This is a genomic window from Kitasatospora sp. RG8 (assembly GCF_017813315.1).
Lineage (GTDB): Bacteria > Actinomycetota > Actinomycetes > Streptomycetales > Streptomycetaceae > Kitasatospora.
This window is the reverse complement of sequence record NZ_JAGIYX010000042.1, coordinates 16,226-37,701: the sequence shown is the minus strand read 5'-3', so window position 1 is coordinate 37,701 and position 21,476 is coordinate 16,226. Positions and strand designations below refer to the sequence as shown.

Genomic DNA, 21,476 nt, shown 5'->3' with positions numbered 1-21,476 from the left:
ACCACTCCAACAAGGAAGGAAAGGGAGGTGGAATTTGGCCCGGGAGCAACGGTAACAGCGGGAAGCGCGAAACCTGCCGTCATTGTTCATTCAATGCCAGCATGACAGCCGCCCAATATGTCAGAAGATGCTGCTAATTCGCATCATGCGATGGACTATCACAGCAATGCGACGGGTAGGTTTTTCGGGCAGCATATGCTGGATCACATGAAGGATGTCCCCAGTGGACTGTCATGCCCAGATTCGCACCCGACGCGCGATTGCGGTGGCAGGCGGAGGTTTGCACTCACTGTCGCACTGAGTGCGAAATTGATATTCTGGCTCACGGCCGATCCGACCGAAACGCCTGGAAGGCAAGATGACCCGCTCCTCCACTGCTGCCCTGCTGGGTGCAATGGCCCTGATTCTGCTTGAGACGATCGCGATCGCCCTCTTCTTCTGTATTGCCATGCCGCTGCTTGCGGGCGGTATCGCTTTCGAGGATGAGATGGCGCCCACTCCGCGCCTCCTGCCGTACGGGTTCCTTTCTGTAGGAATTGTCATGATTGGGATCAACGGTTGGGCGGCTCGGGGCCTGTGGGCGATGCAGTCGCCGAGTAGGAGGTCCCGTGGTTCCTCTGCCCTGGTGGGGGCCGGATCCGTGCAGGTCGTGCTGCTTGGCTACGGTCTGCTGTCGGGGGAGCACCTGTTCACGCTCTTCGCGGCGACAGTGCTGGCTCTTCTCTCCGTACTCGTGAGGCCCGCATTCGCCAAGCCTTCGGCTTGACGCGAGGGGCGCTGCAGCGCCCATGAGGCAGGGGTTCGGCACCCACACAGGTGCCGAACCCCTGCTGTGTCCCGACGCACTTGGGCAGCCACCTGGAGGCTGCGAGGCGCGCCAGCGTGGTCGTCCGCGACGGCCTTGATGCTCGACACCTGCGCGTCGCAGGAGCCGGTCGGCCTCCCGCTGCCACCTTCATCAGCCTCCGCGGCGACTGACACCCTCGACGCCCCGTCCCTGCGGATCGGGCCCTCCGACATCACTGGGTGCCACGCCGTACGCGGTGCGGAAGGCACGGCTGAAGTCCGCGTGCGCGCGGAATCCCCAGCGGGCGGCGACGTCCCCGATCGTGCGGTGGCGCAGCCGCGGGTCGACGAGGTCGACACGGGAGCGCTCAAGACGGCGACTGCGGATCGTGGCGGCGACCGTCTCGGGCCGCGTCCGGAACAGCTGGTGCAGGGTGCGCAGCGAGATGTGGTGGTGCGCGGCGATGACGGCCGGGCAGAGCCGGATCGGCATCCGCGGGCCGCTCCCCCACGAGTTCCCCGAGCTGTTCGGCGATCCGGTCGCGTAGCTGGGTCAAATGGGCGCGGGCGATCTCGTCCTCCTCCTGGCCGAGGAGATCGGCGTACATCCCGTGCCTGGTCCGGAGCTCGGCGATGCGGGCCTCGCGGGTACGGGCGTCCTCCTCCGCTGCGGCGAGCTCAGCCACGATCCGGTCGAGGTCTGTGAAGTCCCCGTCCACGGTCCATCGGGTCCCTGCCGCCTCCAGCACGTCGCGCAGCGCGGCCCGGGCACCGGTATAGGCGGACAAAGCGTCCTCCAGAGCCGACTCGACGGGCCGTCCGGCCTCGGTGAGGTCCGCGGAGGCGCGAAGCCGGACCGCCAGCTCGCTCGCGGTCTCACGCAACATGTCGACGGAGAGCGACAGTTCCGCAGCGGTGGCGGGCTGGTTGTTCACCTGATCGTCGATCCTCCTGCGGTGCCAGGTTCATCAGCCCGGGCGGCCACGTTCCAGGCGGCACCACGATCACCACCGCCCCGCCCCGGGCCCCGGCCGCCGACAGCCATCCGGACGAGGCGACGACCGGCGAGGCCGGCTCCCAGACCTGCCGGCCGCCCACCAGCACCAGGCGCGCCAGCAGATCGCCCCGCATCTCCACGACCGCCGTGGTGTCCGGTGGTTCTCCCGCCGCGAGGACGAACCCGCTGTCCACCACGTTCTCGATCAGGTCGCCGTGCAGTCGGGGGCCGACCTCCACGATCACCTCCGCGAACGGCGCCCCGGCCGCCGACTCGCGCACCGCCAGCGCCCACACCATCGGCGCCCGCTCCGGCCCGGCACCCACCTCATCTGCCATGCCTTACCAACGAGCCACCCCGGCGGCGGCACCGGGCGCACCCCAGACTGGGGCGTTGACGACCCAGCAGGGCGTCGGTCAGTGGCAGAGCCACGACCACCGGAGACCCGGTCAGCGCTATCAGTGTCAGTGGCAGTCGCTAGCGTGAACCCGCTCCGAGAAAGCCCACGAAGCCGCCACCCACGGGTGGCGGCCTTCTGGCCGATCAGAGGCTCAGGCGCTGTCGCCCTCCCAGTCCCAGTACCGGCCGTTGCCCGGCCGCGGCCCGTAGTGAGCGCGCCCGCCCGCGCCATAGGCGCCGATCTCGGTGGCCAGCGCCGCGCCGTCGTCAAGCTCTTCCCGGCTCCAGCCGGTCACGTCCAGCAGCAGCCCGTCGAGCGGGCCGGCCACCAGCTCCCGGTAGACGCGGCCCGGCCGCGGCCCCGGATCCGGATCGTCGTGGTCCGCCCCGTACACCCGGCCCCGCATCAGCGCATCGTCGTCCATGCCGCCCAGCATCCCGGCCACCACCGACACCCAGCCGTCCGAACTGTCGGCCGCGCGCGGCCGACCCGGCGCCCGTACAGTCCGAATCGATGGCCACCAGCGATCCCACCTTCGACCAGGTCGCCGACTAGCACTTGCTGGAGAGGGCGTATTTTCCCGGGCGGGCGTTCGCCTATGCGCGCCTGGATCTGGCCGATCGCGCCGGCCCCCGGGCCGGTGGCTCCGATCGTGGTCGTGCGCATCGGCGACGGTGTGGTCGGCGAGCTGAGTCGGCAGACCTCCGAAAGGATGCGCCCGGCTCTTGGGGCCGCTGCGCGACGCAGAGACGGATTGCTGTGCGGAGGCGGAGCTGACCGGCAACTCTCTCGCCGCGGAGGTCCGCGTGTCCCTGACGATGCCCGAAGAGCTCCCACCGGACTTCGTACAGAGCGTCACAGTCAAACTGGGACAGTCGCGGGCTACGAACACATGACGCCTGCATCGCTGCCGGTTGGGCGGAGCGCATCGGCGAGCGCCCTCGTTACGGAGATCAGCGGCCGCTGTCCTGATGCGCGTGCGGCAAGCCGTCAGCGTGCCGTGCCCGGCGGCCGCGTGGCGCGCACATGGTGGGGCCGACGACGTAGTAGCGGTCCGGCCGGTAGTCCCCCCGTCCGATCCCAGCGGAGCCATGGACCACACCGCATCAGTCCCCACACCCGGCGGCCCGCACATTATGCCGTCGGGACCTGAGCTGCCCGGTAGCGGCCCGGGGTCGTTCCGACCACAGCGCTGAACGCCGCGATGAAGCCGCTGGGGTTGGCCCAGCCGCAGGCATGGGCGGTCCGGACGGTGTCGTGGCCGTCGGCGAGGAGCACCAGCGCGTGGTGGACGCGCAGTTGGGTGCGCCACTCGTAGAAGGTCATGCCGAGCTCGGCGCGGAACAGTCGGCTGAGGGTGCGGGAGCCGGCCCCGACCGCCCGCCCGAGTTCGGCCAGCGTGGCGTTGTCCGCCGGATTCTTGGCCAGCCTCCGGGCCACGGCCCGCAACCGGTCGTCCCGCGGCTCCGGCAGGTGCAGCGGCTGCTCGGGGGCTTCGCAAAGTTCGTCGACGAGGACGCGCAGCAGGCGGGTGCGCGCGGTGCGGCGGTGGCCGGGCGCGGCGCCGTCGTGATCGCGGGGGCGGGTCAGGGCGAGCAGGACTTCGCGGGCGAGGCCCGAGGCCTCGAAGACGACGGGACGGTCCGGTACAAGCCGGGCAAGGGACGGCGGGAGGAAGACGATCCGCATATCGGTGTCGCCGTGCGCACGGTGACGGTGCGTGAACCCGGCCGGGGTCCAGGCGACCCGGTTGGCGGGAACGATCCAGCTGCCGTGCTCCGTGTGGAGCGTCAGAACGCCGCCGGCCGCGTACACCAGGTGTCCCCGGGGGTGCGACTGCGCCGCGCTCGCTCCGCCGGACGGCCAGAGGTGGCGCCCGCCGGACGGCCACAGCTGGGACGTCGCACCGGCGGGTCGGCGAGGTTGGCGGGGAACGGGCATCTCTTGGCAGCGTAGCGCTAACCCGCCACGCCCCGATCCGGCGAGGGTGGTCTCCGTACCGAGTGCTCGTCAGCCGCACTGCCCGCGGCTGGGAACGGAAGGAGAAGCACATGGCGACGTTCGTCCTGGTGCCGGGCGCCTGGAAGGGCGCCTGGTCGTTCGAGGCGGTGGTTCCGCTGCTGGAACGCGCCGGTCACGCGGTCCACGCCCTGACGCTGACCGGGCTGGGGCCGGACGACGAGGCGACGGTGGCGACCGCCAACCTCGACACGCACGCCGGGGATGTCCTGCGCCACCTCGACCGCCACCGCCTCACCGGCGTGACGCTGGTCGGCCACAGCTACGCCGGGATGGTGATCGCGGCCGCTGCCGACCGCGCCGGCGGCCGGATCGCACGCCTGGTGCACCTGGACGCCTACGTGCCGCGCGACGGCGAGTCCTGCTGGTCGGCGACCAACGCGCACTTCCGGGAGGTCTTCGCGACCGGCGCCGCGGCCACCGGCTTCACCGTGCGGCCGCCGGACGGCGGCGATCCCCGGCGCCGGCCGCATCCGCTCGCCTCGTTCCTGCAGGCGGTCCGGCTGACCGGCGCGGTCGACCACGTCCCCCGGCGGGAGTTCGTCCACTGCTCGGGGTGGGCGGACCGGACGCCGTTCACCGAACTGCGCACCAGGCTGCTGGCCGACCCCGGGTGGCGGGTCCACGACCTCCCGACCGGGCACGACGCCATGCACGAGGCGCCGGAGGCGGTCGCCGCGCTGCTGCTCGCCGACTGACGCCCCCGCTTGTCCGGCCGTGCACCGGGTCACCGGACGACGGCGGGGGCGAGCGCGGCGGCGGCGAGCAGGGCAGGGCTGCCGGTGCCGTCGGCGAGGACTGTCCACAGGTCGCTGCCGTCGTCGCCCGGGAGGGCGTAGGCGAGGGTGCGGTCGTCGAGCCACAGGGCCTGGTCGTCGATGGTGCGCTGCTCCGCGGTCACGGTCTCGGTCATGGTCGCCAGGTCGAGGACGTACAGCCGCCAGGGGGCGTCGTCGGGCAGTCCGTGGACCCGCTTCTTGTAGGCGACGCGGGAGCCGTCGGGCGACAGGGACGGGCATTCGACGTTGCCGTGCAGGGTGGTGAGGGTGCGGGCGACGGCGTCGCCGGCGACCAGCCAGGTGTGCCCGCCGGTGGCGAGGGTGGCGTAGAAGTGCTCGTCGTCGGCGAAGGTGACGCCCCAGATGTTGGTGTCGGCGGCGTGGTAGGGGTGGCCGTCCAGGGTTATGGCGTAGCTCTCCAGGTCGTCCTGCAGCGTCCAGGTGCGGGTGTCGAGGATCGAGGTGCGGGTGGAGAAGTCGGTGCCGGCGTAGGAGTCACCACCGACGAAGACCGTCCAGGCGACGAGGTGGCCCGACGGCGACACCCGGGCGCGGGTGGGGATGCCGGCCAGGTCGTAGTGGCGCCGCTCGTTCAGGTCGGCGTCGAGGACGACCGCGCGGTAGGTGTCCTGCAGGACGCCGTGGACGGCCTGCAGGCAGATTCCGGTGCCGGCGGCGGCGTGGAAGCGCAGGCAGGCGGGCGCCGCCACCGTCCGGGTCGCGGCGGGGTCGGCGAGCGGGACCGCGGCGAGGTGGTCGCGCCGGGAGCCCCAGGTCAGGCTGCGGAAGACCAGCCGCGGCCCGTCGCTGTGCGGCCCGAGGGTGACGGCGCCCGCCCTGGCCGGCGGCCCGTCCCCCGCCCGGTCGCCGCCCCGGGTCGGGTCCCCGGCACGCAGGACGGTCCAGACACCGGCCCCGAGGAGCAGGGCGGCGGCAACCAGCAGGACGAGGAGACGGCGGCCGAAGGTCATGCGTGGGGGCCTCTTCCGGTCATCGGGGGGACGGGGATCAGTGGGTGGCAGGTCGGTCGGCGGTCGCCCGCTCCGGGTCGCCGGTGACGCTGCCCAGCAGGCGGACGGCGATGGTGACGGCGGCGGTGAGGGCAGCGACCATCACGGCCAGGGCGGTGGTGTCGCCCCACCGGGTCCACAGCGCGCCGACCGCGAGCGAGCAGAGGAACCGCCCGGCGGCCTGGCCGGTGCCGACCAGGGCGAGGCCGGCGCCGCGCCGCTCCTCGGGAACGGCGCCCGCCGCGACGGCGGCCAGGGTGCCGTCGGTGGCGGCGTAGAAGAGTCCGTGCAGGAGCAGGACCGCGGCGGCGAGCGAGAGGCCGCCGCCCGGGAGGGCGAGCAGCAGTCCGTAGCCGGTGAGCAGGGCGGCGTGCCCGAGCACGAACGCGCGCCGGCGTCCGATCCGGTCGGCGATCGCGCCGAGCGGGACGGCGAGCAGCAGGTAGATGGCGGCGGTGCCGAGCGGCAGTAACGGGAACCAGCCCGCGGGGAGGTGGAGGCGGCGCTGCAGCAGCAGGTAGAGGAAGGAGTCGCTGACGGTGGCGATTCCGAGCAGGGCGGCGCAGGCGGTGATCCGGCGCAGGGCGGGCAGGCGGAGCAGTACGCCGAACCGCGGGCGCGGTCCGCGGGCCCGCAGGGTGGGGCGGAGGCTGCGGCCGGGGACGAGGAGGACCAGGACGAGCACGCCGAGGGCGGCGACGTACGAGCTGACGGTGAAGACGGCGCGGTAGCCGCCGGGGGCGGTGCGCAGGATGAGGAAGGCGAGCAGGGGGCCGCTGAGTGCGCCGACAGTGTCCATCGCCCGGTGGACGCCGAAGGCGCGGCCGCGCCGTTCGGGCGGGGTGGCGAGCGAGATCATGGCGTCGCGGGGTGCGGTGCGCAGGCCTTTGCCGACCCGGTCGGCGGCGAGGACGAGGCCGATCAGCGACGCGGTGGAGACCAGCAGCAGGGCCGGGCGGCAGAGCGCGGAGAGGCCGTAGCCGGCAGCGGCGACGGCCTTGTGGCGGCCGCCGCCCCGGTCGCCGAGAAGGCCGCCGAGCAGGCGCAGGGTGGCGGAGGCGCCGCTGAAGACGCCGTCCAGCACACCGAAGCCGAGCGGGGAGACGCCGAGGGCGGCGACCAAGTAGAGCGGCAGGACGGCGGTGACCATCTCGGAGGAGACGTCGGTGATCAGGCTGACCGTGCCGAGGGCGAGGACGGTGGGGGCGATCCGCGCGGACCGCCCCGGCCCGGGGGCCGGGGCGGCGGCGGACGCCGCGGGGCGTCGGCTGTCCGCGAGGTACACGCTCAGTTCCAGACGCCGGCGATGTCGGTGGCGTTGGCGGCCTTGCCGGCGTGCTTGCCGGTCCCTGCGAGGTCCTCCAGGGTGCGGAGCATGTCGTAGTGGTTGTACTTGGTGGTCGGTGCGCTGCCGGGCTTGACGGGCTGTCCGTACAGCACGGTGGGGATCTGGTTGCCGCTCTGCTTGTCGTCCTCGTCGTAGGTGACGATCAGCAGGCTGTTGTGGGTCTTGGCCCAGTTCGCGTACGCGCCGAGGTTGCTCTGGATCCAGCTGTCGCCGGTGCCCACGCTGCAGTCGTGCATGTCGGAGCAGAGGTTGGGGGTGACGAAGGAGACCGCGGGCAGCTCGGTGAAGTCGCTCGGGAACTGCGCGAACGTGTGGCCGGTGTCGGTGGGCACGTTCTTGAACGCGAACCAGGGGTTGTGCTTCTGGGCGTACTTGCCGCTCTTGCAGGTGGTGGAGCCCTCGCGGGGAAGCGACTCGTTGTAGCTGCCCCAGGTCCTGCCGGCCGCGATCACCTCGGAGGCGAGGTTGGCGGCGGTCATCGAGCCGGCCTTGTAGCAGCTGTCGTCGGTGATGCCCTGGGTGCTGCCGGAGAAGACGGCGAAGTAGTTGGGCTGGCTGGGATGGGTGATGCCGTACGAGGCCTTGAGGACGGCGCCGCCCGTGGCGAGCGAGTTCAGGTACGGCGCGTCGCTGCTGCCGATGATCTGCTTGTACGCGTGGTTCTCCATCATGACCACGACCACGTGGTCCGGCTTCGGCATCGTGGTCGACGCCGAGGCCGAGCCGATGCCCACCAGGGTGGTGGCGAGGCTGCCCGCCACGGCCGTGGGCACGGCGACGGCGAGGGCGATCTTCTTGCGGCTGCGACGGTGGCGGCCGGTGGTGGGGTTGGACACGGATTCCTCCTGGGTCGGGTGTTGGTCGGGGGTCACTTGGTGGGGTTGTCGCCCAGGCTCTTGACGTAGAGGAGCCGGTTGGGGGTGTTGGTGCCGGCGCTGCCGATCTTGCCGGTGGTGGCAGCCTTGATCAGCGCGTCCTGGACCTGGGCGGGGGTGGCCGTGGGGTGGGCCGACAGGTAGAGCGCCGCGGCGCCGGTGACGTGCGGCGCGGCCATCGAGGTACCGGTCAGGTTGTGGCTGTCGTTGTCCCCGGTGTTCCAGGCCGACGTGATGCCGCTGCCGGGGGCGAACAGGTCGGTGCATGAGCCCCAGTTGGAGTCCGAGCGCCGCTGGTCGTCGGAGGTGGAGTTGTTCACGACGACGGCCTCGGGGATGTCGCCGGGCGAGTTCTTGCACGCGTCGGCGTTGCTGTTGCCGGAGGAGACCACCCAGGTGACGCCGGAGGCGATGGAGTCGCGGATCGCCTTGTCCTCGGCGGAGCTGACGCCGCCGTTGATGCTCATGTTGACCACGGCCGGCTTGACGGCGTGCTTGGTGATCCAGTCAGCGGCGGAGACGACGGAGGAGGTGGGGATGGAGTCGTTGCAGGGGGTGACCCGCACGGAGACCAGTTGCACGCCCTTGGCCACGCCGTAGTCCTTGCCGCCGACCGTGCCCGCGACGTGGGTGCCGTGGCCGAGGCAGTCGGCGCCGTTGCGGCCGTCGCCGACCAGGTCCACCCCGATGGCGGCCCGGCCGCCGAACTGGCTGTGGGTGGTGCGCAGTCCGCTGTCGACCAGGTAGACGGTGACGTTGGAGGCGGTGTTCGGCGCGGTGTAGCTGTTGTCCAGCGGCAGGTTGCGCTGGTCGATCCGGTCCAGGCCCCAGCTGGCCACCGACGCCGCCTGCGCGGCCTCCGGCGCGGCGTCCAGGTGCTGGGTGCGGTCCTGCTCCACCGAGGCGACCGCGGGGTCGGACGCCACCTGCTGTGCCTGGGCCGGGGTCATCTCGGCGGCGTAGCCGTGCAGCGCGGTGTCGAAGACGGTGCGGACGGTGCCGCCGTAGGTGTGCGCCAGCCGGTCGGCGACGGACGCGGCGGCGGTGTCCGGGGCCGCCGTGCCCGGTGCGGTGTCGTCCTTGAACACCACCAGGTAGCGGCCGGCTATCAGGTCGCCGGCCGTCCGGACCTCCTCGGGGGCCCGTTGACTGGCGCTCGCCGGGTTGATGACCACGGCGGCGGCCGCGGCGGCGACGACGGTGGTGGCGGCCACGGTGGTGAGTTTCGTCCTGCGGGCATGGCGGCGTGCGCGGTACAGGGACACGGTGATTCCTCGGGGGAAGTGTGCGGCGGGAGTCCGCCGACGCGGGGAGCGGGGTATCGGCGGCGGCTTCCGGGCCGTCGACCGGGGTTCGCCGTGGGGGTGGGCGATCACTCCACTCCGGTGGCGGGCCGGGCAACAGAAGTACCGTCAGAAACACGCCACGAGAAGCCACTTACCGCCAGTGGCGCGGTCTGGCCAGGGAGGTCTCGCGCGCGGCGGTGGCGCCCAGGCCGCTCCTGGCCTGCTCCGGGCATGGCGAAGGAGCGGTTCCCGGAGCCCCGGGAACCGCCCGTGAACAGGTCAGATCCAGCCGTTGCGGGCGGCGTGCAGCGCCATCTGGAAGCGGGTGACCGAACCCGCCCGGGAACTGAGCTGCTCCAGGTGGCGGGAGAGGGTGCGGCGGCTGACGCCCAGCAGCTCGGCGATGGTGTCGTCGGTGACACCGGTGGCGAGCAGTTCGACGATCCGCCGGTGGATCGGGCTGAGCGCCGACGGCACCCGCTCCCCCAGGTGCATCGGCAGCGCCGCCCGCCACGAGGTCTCGAACAGCCCGGTGAGCGCGGACAGCAGGCTGGACGGATGGACCAGCAGCAGCGAGTCGTTGACCTCGGCCTCGACGAACGACATCGACACGATGGCCAGCCGCCGGTCGAAGACCGTCAGCTTCACCGGCACGGTCGGCAGGATCCGGGCCTGCTCCCCCGCGGCGATGGACGGCTGGATGTTCACCGCGTAGTACGCCGCGTTCTGCACCGCCGATCTGGAGTACACGACCCGGTACTCCACACCCTGCCTCAGGTTCTCGATCTCGATCGGATTGGCGGAGCCGTGGGTGTGGTAAGGCGGCGAGTCGAAGCGCAGCACCTCGCTCTCGGCCGCCTCCTCGATGGTCTCGATCCGCTCGATGATCGAGTCGCCGGTGACCACCTCCACCAGGTTGTCGGTGGGATGCGGGCTCACCGAACGCCGGTACCCGCGGTAGGCGTTGGCGGCCGCCTGCTGGGCCTCGCGCAGCTCCGCGCTGCGGCTGTGCGCCAGGAACTCCAGCGCGACGGTGGGCTCCACCGGTACGTGCCGGCGGAGCCCACCGACGTCCGAGACGGTGACCAGTCCGAGCCGGCGCAGGTGCGCGAGGTGCGCCTCGCTGTCGGGCCCCGGCTCGTCGGGCGGGTGTCCGGTGTCCCCGGATCCGGTGGCGAGCAGCGCCACGTAGACCTCCGCCTCGCGGCGGGTCAGCCCCAGGCGGCACAGGTGTGTCGGCAGGTCCTCGTCGGCCATCGGCGTTCCTCCCCGTGAAGGCGGCCCGCTCCGGACGCACCGGCGGCAGCACGGGACGCGCCGGGTCCCGCCGATGCGTACCGGGGGCCGCTTTCGGCGCATCGTGGCACATACCGGCGAGTAGGTGTCAGACCCGAACACTCACCGCCGAGATCGACAGTGCGCCCGGCCCGGGCGCCCCACGCCCGTCCTCGCCAGTGGCCGCCGTGTGCCACCAGGCCCGCCCGGCCGACGGTAGACCGGTGGCCACCACCACGGCCGCTCCCCAGGAGTCCCCCTTGATCAGCGTGTTCGACCTGTTCCGCGTCGGCATCGGACCGTCCAGCTCCCACACCGTGGGCCCGATGCGCGCCGCCCGCCGGTTCGTCCGCGGACTCGAGGGGGACGGCCTGCTGGCCCGCGTCGCCGCCGTCGAGGTCGAGCTGTTCGGCTCGTTGGCCGCCACCTGCACCGGACACGGCACCGACAAGGCCGTCCTGCTCGGACTCGCCGGCGAGGAACCCGGGACCGTCGACATCGCCACCGCCGACGAACGCTTCCGCCGCTACAGCGCCGAGGGCCGCGTCCCGCTGCCGGGCGCACGCACCGTCCGCCACACCCTGCTCCTGCACCCCGACCGGACCCTGCCCGCCCACCCCAACGCGTTGACCCTCACCGCCCTCGACCGGGACGGCGACGCCCTGGACAGCCGCACCTTCCACTCCGTCGGCGGCGGCTTCCTGCTCGGCGAGGACACCGGCGAGCCGGCCGACGTCCCCCACCCGTTCGACGACGCCGACCAACTCCTCCAGCTCGCCGGGGACGGCCGGATCAGCGACCTGATGCTCGCCAACGAATGCGCCCGACGCCCCGAGAGCGAGGTCCGCGCCCGGCTCCTGCACCTGTGGGACGTCATGCGCGACTGTGTCGAACGCGGTTGCCGCACCGAAGGCGTCCTGCCCGGCGGCCTGAACGTCCCCCGCCGAGCCCCCGCGCTCCACCGCCGCCTCACCCGGCTCCGCGACACCGCCGACCCGCTGCACGCCATGGACTGGGTCGCGCTCCACGCCCTGGCCGTCAACGAGGAGAACGCCGCCGGCGGCCGCGTCGTCACCGCCCCCACCAACGGCGCCGCGGGCATCATTCCCGCCGTCCTGCACCACTACCACCGGTGCGTCCCCGGCGCCGACGACGACCACACCGTCCGCTTCCTGCTCGCCGCCGCCGCCATCGGCAGCATCGTCAAGCGCAACGCCTCCATCTCCGGCGCCGAGGTCGGCTGCCAGGGCGAGGTCGGCACCGCCGCCGCCATGGCCGCCGCCGGACTGACCGAACTCCTCGGCGGCACCCCCGGCCAGGTCGAGAACGCCGCCGAGATCGCCCTCGAACACCACCTCGGCCTGACCTGCGACCCGGTCGCCGGACTGGTCCAGATCCCCTGCATCGAACGCAACGCCATCGGCAGCCTCAAGGCCATCACCGCCGCCCGGCTCTCCCTCCACGGCGACGGCACTCACCTGGTCCCGCTCGACGCCGCGATCCGCGCCATGCGCGACACCGGCGCCGACATGAGCACCAAGTACAAGGAGACCGCCCGCGGCGGACTCGCTCTCAGCTTCCCCCGGTGTTGACCATTGGCCGCCCTGTCGTACTGCCTCGGCGGCCGCAGTGAGCGCCCACCCGCGCCGTGGAAGCCGATCTCGGTGAGCAGCGCAGCCCCGTCCTCAAGCTCTTCCCGGCTCCAGCCGGTCACGTCCAGCAGCAGCCCGTCGAGCGGGCCGGCCGCCAGCTCGCGATAGACGCGGCCCGGCCGCGGCCCCGGATCCGGATCGTCGTGGTCCGCCCCGTACACCCGGCCCCGCATCAGCGCATCGTCGTCCATGCCGCCCAGCATCCCGGCCACCACCGACAGCAAGACCCCGCCGGTGGCGGCGCGAGACGGTTCTTCGGTGCGTTCTGTACGGGGAGAACCACTGGGGCTACGTTCGGGTACGACGGGACTGGGTCCAGAGGGAGAGCGGGGGACAATGCCGACTTGGCAGGCATGCCTGTGGGGGCTGCTGGGTGTGGGGTTAGTCGAGGTCCATGGTCTCTGGTCGGCCGCGCGGCCCTTCAGAGTCCCGAAGTGGCCATGGGTGGACGGTCGCGGGCGGCCCCAGTTGTGGGGCTATGCCATCGCCATCACCTGCAGATGCGTAATGGGGACGGGCCTGAACGCGGTGTACGCAGCTGCGGACCAGATCGCAGGTCCGCTGGGGGCGTTGACACTGGGTATCGCAGCCCCGCTGATCATCCAGCAGATGGCAACCCAGGGTGACAGTTCCCCGGCCTCACAACCCACTCTCCCTCACACGCCCGGTCTCTCCACCGAGGCACGGCCCGTAACGTCTCCCGGCTCACCGGAGGCAGCGACACAAACCGTGGCAGAGCTTCCGCTTGGGGGCCTTGATGCCCGCTGACAGCACCCGTGTCCTTCAGGCCGCCAAGTACTACCTGGCTGGCAAGCGTCGCCAGGCCCTTCCTCCTCAGCAGACGTTGTGGCACTGGGTGCGCGCCGCCCTCGCCTTCCAACCCGCCCGACCGCTCCCCGCGTCGACGGGCCAGCACCAGGAGCAGCCGCAACGGCAGGAGGCCCCCACCCGCGGTTCACGGCCCCGGCCGGCTCCGAGCACCACCATCTCTGTCCGTCCCGGGCGGACACGAGGCCGGCGGCTCGCCGGGGCGCTGGGAGCCGTCGCTTTGTTGTTCGGCGTCCTGTACAACACCGTAATGTCCCCCGGCACGATCAACGAACACGGGCCCGGACACGGACCGGGTGCCGGCGCGAGCCCGTCGGCAACCTGGCCACTGCCGACATCCGCGCCGCCCTCGACGGGGGCGTCGTCGGCTCCAGAGCCTCCACCGTCACCTCCAGCAGCCGCCTCGCCCGCAAACTCCTCCCAGTACGGCACCCTGCGAGCGACTTCGGCCGACGGCACGATTCCGTACTACAGCCAGGTTCACACTGCGCTCGGTCCCCTGAAAGGCCAGCGAGTCCAGGTGCTCTGTACTGACGTCCGACCCTTTCCGGCGGTCGCAGGAGAGCCACTGGCCGCCACAAGGTCGGCTCTGGTCGTCTTCACCACGCCCGCTGAGTACGCCGTACTCCCCGCCGCCAACATCGAACCGGCCCCCGGCGGCACTCCGTTGTCGCAGATGGCCGACTGCACATCCCGTGACTACGCACCATCGGGAATGGACACTGCGCATCCGGCCGTACTGCGCTGGCAGTGACAGTCGACCGACTTAAGAGGTCGCGCGGGTAGATGTCCCTATCGAAGGCCGAGCAGCTTCTATTGAACGTTGAGAAGCGGTGGTCGTAGGCAGGCCCGCCAACGACCGCCGCGGGAGTCCAACACCGAGTTGGGCAAGATCGTCTTTACGGTGGGCCCACGGACACCACGGCGCTGGAAGCCAGCTGACAACGCGCCGGCTGGCCCACCCTGAGGCCGACCAGCAGGACCTGCTGGCGGCGGTCGGCATCGCCGAGGACCAGGAACTGGTGGCCGCCAAGGCATTGACCGACCAGGAGGGGCAGCAGTTACAGCGGATCGTGCGTCGGAGCAGCACCAACACGGTGCGCTATCGGCGGGCGATGATGCTGCTGGCCTCGGTTGGCGGTAACGCCGGGTTCACGGCCGGGTGATCCGCCTCGGGCGCGAGGCCCCTTCGTTGCCTGCTCGCCCGGCGCGGCGTCACCTTCCAGCGCACCAAGACCTGGAAGGAGTCCACCGACCCCGACTACGACGCCAAGCTCGACCGGATCGAGCACGTCCTGGACCACTTCCCGGATCGCACGTTCGCCTTCGACGAGTTCGGCCCGCTCGGCATCCGGCCCACCGCCGGAAGTTGTTGGGCCGAGCAACGTCGGCCGGCCCGGAACCCGGCGACCTACAAGCGGACCAACGGCGTCACGTACTTCCACGACTGCTACTCGATCGGCGACGACAGCCTGAGGGGCGTCAACCGCCGGCGCAAGGGCACCGCGAACACCCTGGCCGCACTCAGGTCCATCCGGGCTGCCCGCCCCGACGGCGCCCCGGTCTACGTGATCCTGGACAACCTCTCCGCCCACAACGGAAAGAGGATCCTGCGCTGGGCGGCGAACAACAACGTCCACCTGTGCTTCACCCCGACCAACGCCTCCTGGGCCAACCCGATCGAGGCGCAGTTCGGACCGCTGCGGCAGTTCACGCTCGCGAACTCCAACCACCCGAACCACACGGTCCAGACCCGCGCGCTGCACGCCTACCTGAGCTGGCGCAACACCAACGCCCGCCACCCCGACGTTCTCGCGGCCCAACGCAAGGCACGCGCGCGCATCCGCAGCGAGAAGGGCCTGCGCTGGGGCGGCCGACCCGCTCTCGCCGCGTGATCAGGCAACCTGGCGAACGCTCCCGGGCACAGCATCACTCCCGCCGCAGCTCCGCCTGCGCTACTTGAGCAGCCTGAAGCCGGGTTGCCCGACCCAAGCCCGCAAGAACTCCGCCGTGCCCAGCACCATCCACTCGTCGTCCGTGATCCCCAGCACTCCCGGAAGGTCAGCGACGACCGACGCCCGTCCGTCCAGCAGCTCGGCCTTGGCCACACCGCCGATGACGTCCATGACCGCGGCGGTCAGCAGTGCTGTTGCCACGTGGTCGATCCCACCGTTGCAGCAGGCGCTGACATTGACGGCATGGGTCGGCCTGAAGCCGAGGACGGCCTCCACCTCGGGCTCGTCCTCGTGCTCGGCCTCGAAGATGTCCTCGTCACCGATACCCGGCCCCATCAGGTAGACGAGGAAAGGCCGATCCCAGTCCTCGTGCTGCGGATTGAATCCCACCAGAGCCGCGAGCTTGTCATCTACGGAGGTGTGGCCAAGAAGGGGAAGCGGAAACGGCTTTCGCCAGTCCTCCTCTCGGCTGTCCTCGACACCCAGTCGCTCAGCGGGCAGGTTGACGTCGAAGAACCCGGGTCGCTTCTCCTCGAAGCGGGAGGAGAGCCCCACCATCAACGCGCGGAACTCCTGCAGTGAAGCCGGGGAGACGGGCTCCGCCAACTCGATCACCAGCGTCGGACCAGACATGCCGGAAGCCTAGTGTTTTGACCTGCTCCGCCACCGCTCAATTCTTCCGCACCGACTCCATGCGGTCCGAGCACTGCCGCCGCGACCCGGCGAACCTTCCCGGTTGTGACTAGCGGCTGGTGAGCCACCAGGTGAGCAGGGTGAACACACCTGCGCCGGCCCCGTACCCGAGACCGCGGGCGGTGTGCATCGTCGCGGTCCGGAGCAGCCGCTTGCGGTGGCGTCGCCTGTCGCACGGACGGCAGTCACATGTGCCTGCGCTGACGACGGCACGGCTGCGATCGACTCGTTCGCAGGCCCGGTCCCGGCGGAGCTGGTGGTGGTGCATTCTGGTCACGGTGACCTCCTCGCTTGTAGGTGGGGATTGCCTGGCCCGCCGCTCTCTTGGCCTAGGAACCGGGGCGGCGGGCCCATGTGCACTACAGGTCCTTGGACCGACGCTGCTCCCGCTCCCGGTCGAGCCTGTGCGGCAGCTCGATCGGCAGGCCGCGAAGAACCCCGACGGTCGTCGCGAGGGGGACGGTGACGTGCACGCTGAGACGTCCGGCGATCGTGAGGGCGACCAGGGTGGCGATCACGGAGCCCGTCACGGCGTTGGCGAGCGCGGAAGTGGACGCCGCGGCCTTGAGGACCAGCGCGAGGAGGTCCAGCCCCGGCCAGTCGCGAGACGACTGGCCGGGAACCCAGGTGGTGCACGCCCGCTTCCTGCCGGCGCAAGCACGGGCCTCGGCCTTGGTTTCGGCCGCCGCCCGGGCCTGGAGCATGCTCAGGCGCTTGGCCGCCTGCGCTTCGTCCTCGCTGTAGGCGCTCTGGAGTGCGTGGTAGGTGTTCGTCAGGGTGTCGGTGATCTGTCCCGAGTGGTCCAGCGGGTCGTCGTGCCTCATGCCGTCGCCTTCTTCTCCAGGTAGGCCAGGACCGTCTCCGGCTTGTTCTGGTCCTTGTCGATGATCTTGCGAAGCTTCGCGCTCGCGCGGGACAGGCGGGCGCGAAGCGCGCTCGGCTTGATGCCCAGGACCCTCGCGGCCTCTTCCCGGTCCATCCGCGCCACGTGGACGAGGACGAACACCTCGCGCAGCTTCTGCGGAAGCCGGTTGACGAGGCCGAGGACGTACCGCTCGCCCTCGCGCAGTTCGAGGGCTTCCGCCGGCCCCGTCATGTGGGCGAGCGAGGTGTATGCGGCGGCGCCGACGGCATCGGGAAGGTCGGCGGGCTCCACCGGATGTCCCCACAAACGGCGGCGGCGCTTTCGGTGGTAGTCGCGGGCACCGTTGAAGGCGGCCGTGAGCAGGTACCCCGACGGGTGGGGCACCGGTCCCTCCCGCTGCGCTTTGAAGAGCGCGACGAACGCGTCGTCGGTCACGGCTTCGCTGTCCAGTCCGTGGTCGCCGTACAACAGTTCGACCCGAGCTCTGACGATCGGGTACCACTTCCTGAAGAAGTCCTCTGGCGAGCAGAGAGCGTCTTCCTCCATGAGTCATTGCCTCTTCGCTCTACGGGGCCCGCAGGCCGATCGTGTCTACAGAGCGTTAGGCGCCCGAACGGGCATCAGCGTTACATCCACCGCGTAGGAAGCACAGTCAGGCGCCAGGGCTTCGGTGGCTGCGGCCCGAACCGACCACCTCAGCAGGCGACTGGACCAACTACGCCGCCCAGGTCAGCCATCGCATCAACCATCCCCACCGACCCGGAGACGATGACCATGCCCCTCGATGACCAGCACATCTGGGCGCCCCGCCGACCAACGACCGCCCCGCGGCGGCGGCCGGGCGCCCCGCCCCGCCCCAAACCCCGTGACCGGTTGGCGGCCGCGGTGCCGGCCCCCGCGGCGGCGGCGAAGGTGGCGGGTCGGCCTGCCCAGCCGGCGCACTCGGCGTCGAAGGGTGCACGGAGTTCCTCCAGCCGCGGTGCGGCCGTCGCCCAGGCGCGGGCGAGGCCCGGGATCGCGTCCGGGGGACGAAGTAGGGGACGTGCAGGCGCCAGGGCGAGGGGTCGTCGGGGAAGCCAGCTGTCGGCGCGGGGCCGTCGGCCGGGGGCTCGGGGACGACGGCGCCGAGGAAGCGGTCGAGGGGCGACAGCAGATCGGGGGCCGCCGCGGGCCTGGTGTCCGCCCAGGCGGCGGCCAGGCGCCAGTGAAAGCTGTAGGAGCCGGTGGTCCCGAAGAACTCATACCGGGCGCGGGCGCACCAGGACGACTCCGACGGCCACACCCAGCCGCCGGGCTGGGCGGCGGCGAGGGCGCCCGGATCCGCATCGCTCCAGGGGACGGGGAACGCTGTGTCGTCCAGCACGTGCAGGCGCTCGTCCGCTGGCATCCGGGCCGGCCGGTTCCAGTCGGCCATGACCTGACCCCGCCGTACCGGCCCGGCCTCGAGGATCCGCAGGCTCCCTCCGCTACCGCGACGTGTGGACCGGGGCGGCCTACGATCGGAAGAGGCATGTGTGCTGGTCGACTTGAGAGTGCTCCCGGTGGAGCCGGGGCTCTTTGTCACCGGCCCGAAGCCGTGCTGACGTCGTCGGGCGCCGCCGTCGCGTCCCGTACCCGTCCAGGTTTCCGCGACGAGGATCGGAGTCCGCCATGGCACCGCATTTCGACGTCAACGTCATCATCGTCGGGCAGGACACGTTCACGCCCGCCAAGGTGCAGCAGGTCAACGACGCGGTCGGGGTGATGAAGGTGATCTTCGCCGCGTTGGGACCCGAGGTCGGCACGGTCAGGAACTTCAACATCCCATCCGCGGCCGCGGGCAGGCTGACGGTCATCCGGAGCCATGCCGATGCGATCGCCCTCGCCAACGGGTGGTCGGTCAAGAACGACGCACTCGACCTCTTCGTGGTCCGCCTGATCACCGGTCCGACGTTCGTCGGCCTTTCGCCACAGCCGGGCGACTGCCGGAAGAACAAGACGAAGGCCCCGGCCCTACGGGCACCGGTCGTCACGATCCAGGAAGAGTTCACGGACCAGTCGGGCAACACCTTCGCCCATGAGGTCGGCCACTTCCTCGGCCTGCCGCACTGCGCCGTGAACCCGTCGCTGTGCGCCGGTGCCCCCTCGGACTTCATGGATGCGGTCTCGGCCTCCAACACCGGTGTCACGGCCGCGCAGGCCGCCCTGATGAAGCGCCACTGTCTGGTCAGGCCGTAGGGAACGTCGAGAGATGGTGAATGCGCCATGACCGAGAACATCGACCAGCTGCTCGGCACGGTTGACGGTCTGGATCCCGCCCTTCTGACGTCCCTCGACGACGCCGACCGCGGGGACCTCCTCTCCCGCGCGCTCTCCGCCGACGACCCGGACCGGCCCCGGGCGATGGCCCTGCTGGCCCGCGCCGACCCGAGCCCCGACGGCCCCCTCGCCCAGGCGGTCCAGCAGGCGGTCACGGATGCTGACCCCTTCGTTGCCGCCGCAGGGCTCTCACTGGCCGCCTGCCTCGGCAACGGCGCGGTGCCGGTCGTCCAGGGAGCGGCGTCCTCCGCCGACCCGGTGACCGCCCTCACCGCCTGGGGTACGCTCCAGCAGATCGCCCGGTCCGACGTACTGGACGACCTCCGCCAGCTCGCGCCGCCGCCCGGTGACGCGGTGGGTGACCAGGCGGCCTTCGCACTGTCGGTCATCGCGTCCCGGGCCGGACTGACCGGCTTCGAGCTCACCCCGCCGGACGAGACCGCCATCCGCGCCATCGACCCCGGCGCCCAGCCCCTGTCGCCGATCACCGCGTCGGCGCCGACGGACGACGACTTCGCCCTGCTCAGGACGCTGACGGAGGGTGAGCTGTACCTGATGAGCCCAGCGCAGCGGGCGTCCCTCGCGATCGACTGCGGCGAGCACCTGCTCCTCTGCATCGACCCCGACATCCAGGACGGCCTGCCGGACACCCTGCTGCAGGCTCCGGCCCTGGCCGGCCTGGTCGCCGTCCGAGACCAGACGGAGACGTCCTATAGCGTGCGCCACCTGGTCCTCACCCAGCCCGACGGAGCAGGCAGCATCCACGTCCTGCTCTGCGACCCGGGCGGGGCTCAGGCCTTCTACGGGCCCAACCGCGCCGTGCAGATCGCCGACGGTACGGTCACCTTCCCGCTGTTCGCCGTGGACGGACCCGGGGTCGGCCCGATCGCCCTCACGGTGACCGCCTCGACGGCCGGCGTGAGCCTCGGCGGAGACCTGGTGGTCCTGGACGACATCCTGACCGACCGGCTCGATCCCGAGGCCGACTGAGGTCACCCGCCGACAGGGGCACCCGCGTCCGGTTGCAGGTGGCGGTCGGCTGCGAAACCCTTGGGAGTGAGGCCTGTTGGGCCCATTGCGATTGTCGGCCGCGCGCTACGGCGCTGCAGCCGCAATCACCTCCTGCACCCGCGAATTCCGCCGCACAGGGTCGCCGCGGGCGGTGTCCCCTCGACGATCCGCCGAGCGACGACTGACGTTCATGCTCGCCGCCGCGTAGAAGGAGACGGCCAGTGCGATCGTCGACCAAGGACCGCGCCCTCCCGCAGGCGGCTGCCAGAGGCCCGAAGCCTTGGAGCGCATAAGATGCCTGAAATCCGCGTAGACAGCAGCAGCCTCACCTACCCGCAGTTCGTGATCCTCGGGCACGGCTCCGAGGTCATCAACGGGGCGGCCGCACCAACGGTCTCCCTGGAACCCGGGGTCTACGGCATCGAGCAGGTGCCCGGCAGGCCGGCGAGCTTCCAGTTCGAGGTGTCCCAAGACGGGACAGTCGAATTCGACGCGGCCTTCGACGGATTCCTCGAAGGCCGCGGGACGACCACCCTCGTGCTGCGCGGCTTCGCGGCCACGATCGACGGACGCGCCCTGTCGCATGATCTGAACCCGTTCATCACGGGCGGTATGGCAACGCTGTCGCGGGATTCGGCACACGACCTCCAACTGTTGCCTGCACCGTCCTACATGTTCCTCCTTGCCAGAGGAATGGCGGACTTCGGGTTTGCCGTGGCTGCCGACGGCCGGATTGTGGTGGATCCGGTTTATGCGGGGTTTACCGAGGTCGTTGGCCGGTCGGTGGTGATTCACGGGTTCAAAGTGACGATCGATGCGCGGGAATTGTCACACGACCTGAGCCCAGAGCTGCTGAACTGGTCGGCCGGACCACTGCCCCGTGCCGAAGCACACGAGCTGACGTTGATCCCGTCGCAGCAATACCTCTTTTTCCTCGCCCGCGGGATGGCCGACTTCCAGTTCGCAGTTGCCGTCGACGGAAGGATCGTCGTTGATCCATCCTTCGCAGGATTTGCGGACGCGACAGGCAGGACGCTGACGATCCACGGATACAAGGTAACCATCGACGCGCGGGAACTGTCACACGACCTGAACCCAGAGCTGCTGAACTGGTCGACCGGACCGCTGCCCCGTGCCGAAGCACACGAGCTGACCTTGATCCCGTCGCAGCAATACCTCTTCTTCCTCGCCCGCGGAATGGCCGACTTCCAGTTCGCAGTTGCCGTCGACGGAAGGATCGTCGTTGATCCATCCTTCGCAGGATTTGCGGACGCGACGGGCAGGACGCTGACGATCCACGGATACAAGGTAACCATCGACGCGCGGGAACTGTCACACGATCTCAACCCGGAGCTGCTGAACTGGTCAGCCGGCCCACTCTCCCGCACCGAAGCACACG

At 71.0% G+C, this 21,476-nt stretch carries 19 protein-coding genes and 3 pseudogenes; 7 read left to right on the top strand and 15 right to left on the bottom strand.

Going from position 1 to position 21,476, the window contains the following annotated elements:
- Positions 1-358 precede the first annotated feature (358 nt).
- Positions 359-766 carry a hypothetical protein gene (locus tag J5Y04_RS37330; protein WP_209416984.1) on the top strand — a complete coding sequence of 136 codons (408 nt, stop codon included), beginning with the start codon at positions 359-361 and terminating at the stop codon, positions 764-766.
- 192 nt (positions 767-958) lie between these two features.
- Here J5Y04_RS37330 and J5Y04_RS42540 read toward each other — a convergent pair whose 3' ends face one another.
- From J5Y04_RS42540 to J5Y04_RS37310, 5 genes are all read right to left on the bottom strand, one after another.
- The gene (locus J5Y04_RS42540) at positions 959-1,210 is read right to left on the bottom strand and encodes a helix-turn-helix domain-containing protein (RefSeq protein WP_307853503.1); all 252 of its coding nucleotides are present in this window, start codon (positions 1,208-1,210) and stop codon (positions 959-961) included.
- Complete coding sequence (locus tag J5Y04_RS43790; protein WP_307853504.1) at positions 1,155-1,721, bottom strand: hypothetical protein; 567 nt, start codon at positions 1,719-1,721, stop codon at positions 1,155-1,157. Before J5Y04_RS43790 ends, J5Y04_RS42540 begins: the two co-directional genes overlap by 56 nt.
- Positions 1,663-2,121, bottom strand: coding sequence for a hypothetical protein (locus tag J5Y04_RS37320; RefSeq protein WP_209416983.1), 459 nt, complete (start codon positions 2,119-2,121; stop codon positions 1,663-1,665). Before J5Y04_RS37320 ends, J5Y04_RS43790 begins: the two co-directional genes overlap by 59 nt.
- 213 nt (positions 2,122-2,334) lie before the next feature.
- Positions 2,335-2,607 (bottom strand): hypothetical protein, encoded by a 273-nt coding sequence (locus tag J5Y04_RS37315; RefSeq protein ID WP_209416982.1) that lies wholly within the window; start codon positions 2,605-2,607, stop codon positions 2,335-2,337.
- Between the two features lie 710 nt (positions 2,608-3,317).
- On the bottom strand, positions 3,318-4,124 hold the full coding sequence (locus J5Y04_RS37310; RefSeq protein ID WP_209416981.1) for a helix-turn-helix transcriptional regulator: 807 nt from the start codon (positions 4,122-4,124) through the stop codon (positions 3,318-3,320).
- 110 nt (positions 4,125-4,234) lie between these two features.
- Between J5Y04_RS37310 and J5Y04_RS37305 the strand changes: the two genes are divergently transcribed.
- Positions 4,235-4,900, top strand: a complete 666-nt coding sequence (locus J5Y04_RS37305; protein WP_209416980.1) for an alpha/beta fold hydrolase — start codon at positions 4,235-4,237, stop codon at positions 4,898-4,900.
- A gap of 29 nt (positions 4,901-4,929) precedes the next feature.
- On the opposite strand, the gene J5Y04_RS37300 is transcribed toward J5Y04_RS37305, so the two are convergent.
- From J5Y04_RS37300 to J5Y04_RS37280, 5 genes are all read right to left on the bottom strand, one after another.
- Entirely contained in the window at positions 4,930-5,952 is a 1,023-nt protein-coding gene (locus J5Y04_RS37300; RefSeq protein ID WP_209416979.1) for a TolB-like translocation protein, read from the bottom strand.
- 37 nt (positions 5,953-5,989) lie between these two features.
- Complete coding sequence (locus J5Y04_RS37295; RefSeq protein ID WP_209416978.1) at positions 5,990-7,276, bottom strand: MFS transporter; 1,287 nt, start codon at positions 7,274-7,276, stop codon at positions 5,990-5,992.
- 2 nt (positions 7,277-7,278) lie between these two features.
- The gene (locus J5Y04_RS37290; RefSeq protein ID WP_374106197.1) at positions 7,279-8,175 is read right to left on the bottom strand and encodes an alkaline phosphatase family protein; all 897 of its coding nucleotides are present in this window, start codon (positions 8,173-8,175) and stop codon (positions 7,279-7,281) included.
- Positions 8,176-8,207: 32 nt separating this feature from the next.
- Positions 8,208-9,479 carry a S8 family peptidase gene (locus J5Y04_RS37285; protein ID WP_307853498.1) on the bottom strand — a complete coding sequence of 424 codons (1,272 nt, stop codon included), beginning with the start codon at positions 9,477-9,479 and terminating at the stop codon, positions 8,208-8,210.
- A 300-nt stretch (positions 9,480-9,779) separates the two neighbouring features.
- A complete protein-coding gene (locus J5Y04_RS37280; RefSeq protein WP_209416977.1) occupies positions 9,780-10,757 on the bottom strand; it encodes a helix-turn-helix domain-containing protein in 978 nt (325 codons plus the stop codon).
- A 278-nt stretch (positions 10,758-11,035) separates the two neighbouring features.
- Here J5Y04_RS37280 and J5Y04_RS37275 point away from each other — a divergent pair, with 278 nt between their 5' ends.
- Positions 11,036-12,367, top strand: a complete 1,332-nt coding sequence (locus tag J5Y04_RS37275; protein WP_209417005.1) for an L-serine ammonia-lyase — start codon at positions 11,036-11,038, stop codon at positions 12,365-12,367.
- 23 nt (positions 12,368-12,390) lie between these two features.
- On the opposite strand, the pseudogene J5Y04_RS42535 reads toward J5Y04_RS37275, so the two are convergent.
- Positions 12,391-12,618: pseudogene (locus tag J5Y04_RS42535) on the bottom strand (hypothetical protein); the annotation flags it as partial.
- 1,752 nt (positions 12,619-14,370) lie between these two features.
- Here J5Y04_RS42535 and J5Y04_RS37270 point away from each other — a divergent pair.
- Positions 14,371-15,150 (top strand): annotated as a pseudogene (locus J5Y04_RS37270) (transposase).
- 60 nt (positions 15,151-15,210) lie between these two features.
- Here J5Y04_RS37270 and J5Y04_RS37265 read toward each other — a convergent pair.
- From J5Y04_RS37265 to J5Y04_RS37250, 4 genes are all read right to left on the bottom strand, one after another.
- Positions 15,211-15,843 (bottom strand): DUF6368 family protein, encoded by a 633-nt coding sequence (locus J5Y04_RS37265; RefSeq protein WP_209416976.1) that lies wholly within the window; start codon positions 15,841-15,843, stop codon positions 15,211-15,213.
- Between the two features lie 109 nt (positions 15,844-15,952).
- On the bottom strand, positions 15,953-16,180 hold the full coding sequence (locus J5Y04_RS37260) for a hypothetical protein (protein ID WP_209416975.1): 228 nt from the start codon (positions 16,178-16,180) through the stop codon (positions 15,953-15,955).
- 82 nt (positions 16,181-16,262) lie between these two features.
- Positions 16,263-16,727, bottom strand: a complete 465-nt coding sequence (locus J5Y04_RS37255) for a hypothetical protein (protein WP_209416974.1) — start codon at positions 16,725-16,727, stop codon at positions 16,263-16,265.
- Entirely contained in the window at positions 16,724-17,314 is a 591-nt protein-coding gene (locus J5Y04_RS37250; RefSeq protein WP_209416973.1) for an RNA polymerase sigma factor, read from the bottom strand. Before J5Y04_RS37250 ends, J5Y04_RS37255 begins: the two co-directional genes overlap by 4 nt.
- Before the next feature lie 1,104 nt (positions 17,315-18,418).
- On the opposite strand from J5Y04_RS37250, the gene J5Y04_RS37245 reads away from it, so the two are divergent.
- From J5Y04_RS37245 to J5Y04_RS37235, 3 genes and pseudogenes are all read left to right on the top strand, one after another.
- Positions 18,419-18,985, top strand: coding sequence for a hypothetical protein (locus tag J5Y04_RS37245; RefSeq protein WP_209416972.1), 567 nt, complete (start codon positions 18,419-18,421; stop codon positions 18,983-18,985).
- Between the two features lie 27 nt (positions 18,986-19,012).
- Positions 19,013-20,056 carry a hypothetical protein gene (locus J5Y04_RS37240; RefSeq protein ID WP_209416971.1) on the top strand — a complete coding sequence of 348 codons (1,044 nt, stop codon included), beginning with the start codon at positions 19,013-19,015 and terminating at the stop codon, positions 20,054-20,056.
- A gap of 315 nt (positions 20,057-20,371) precedes the next feature.
- A pseudogene (locus tag J5Y04_RS37235) lies at positions 20,372-21,476 on the top strand (hypothetical protein); the annotation flags it as partial.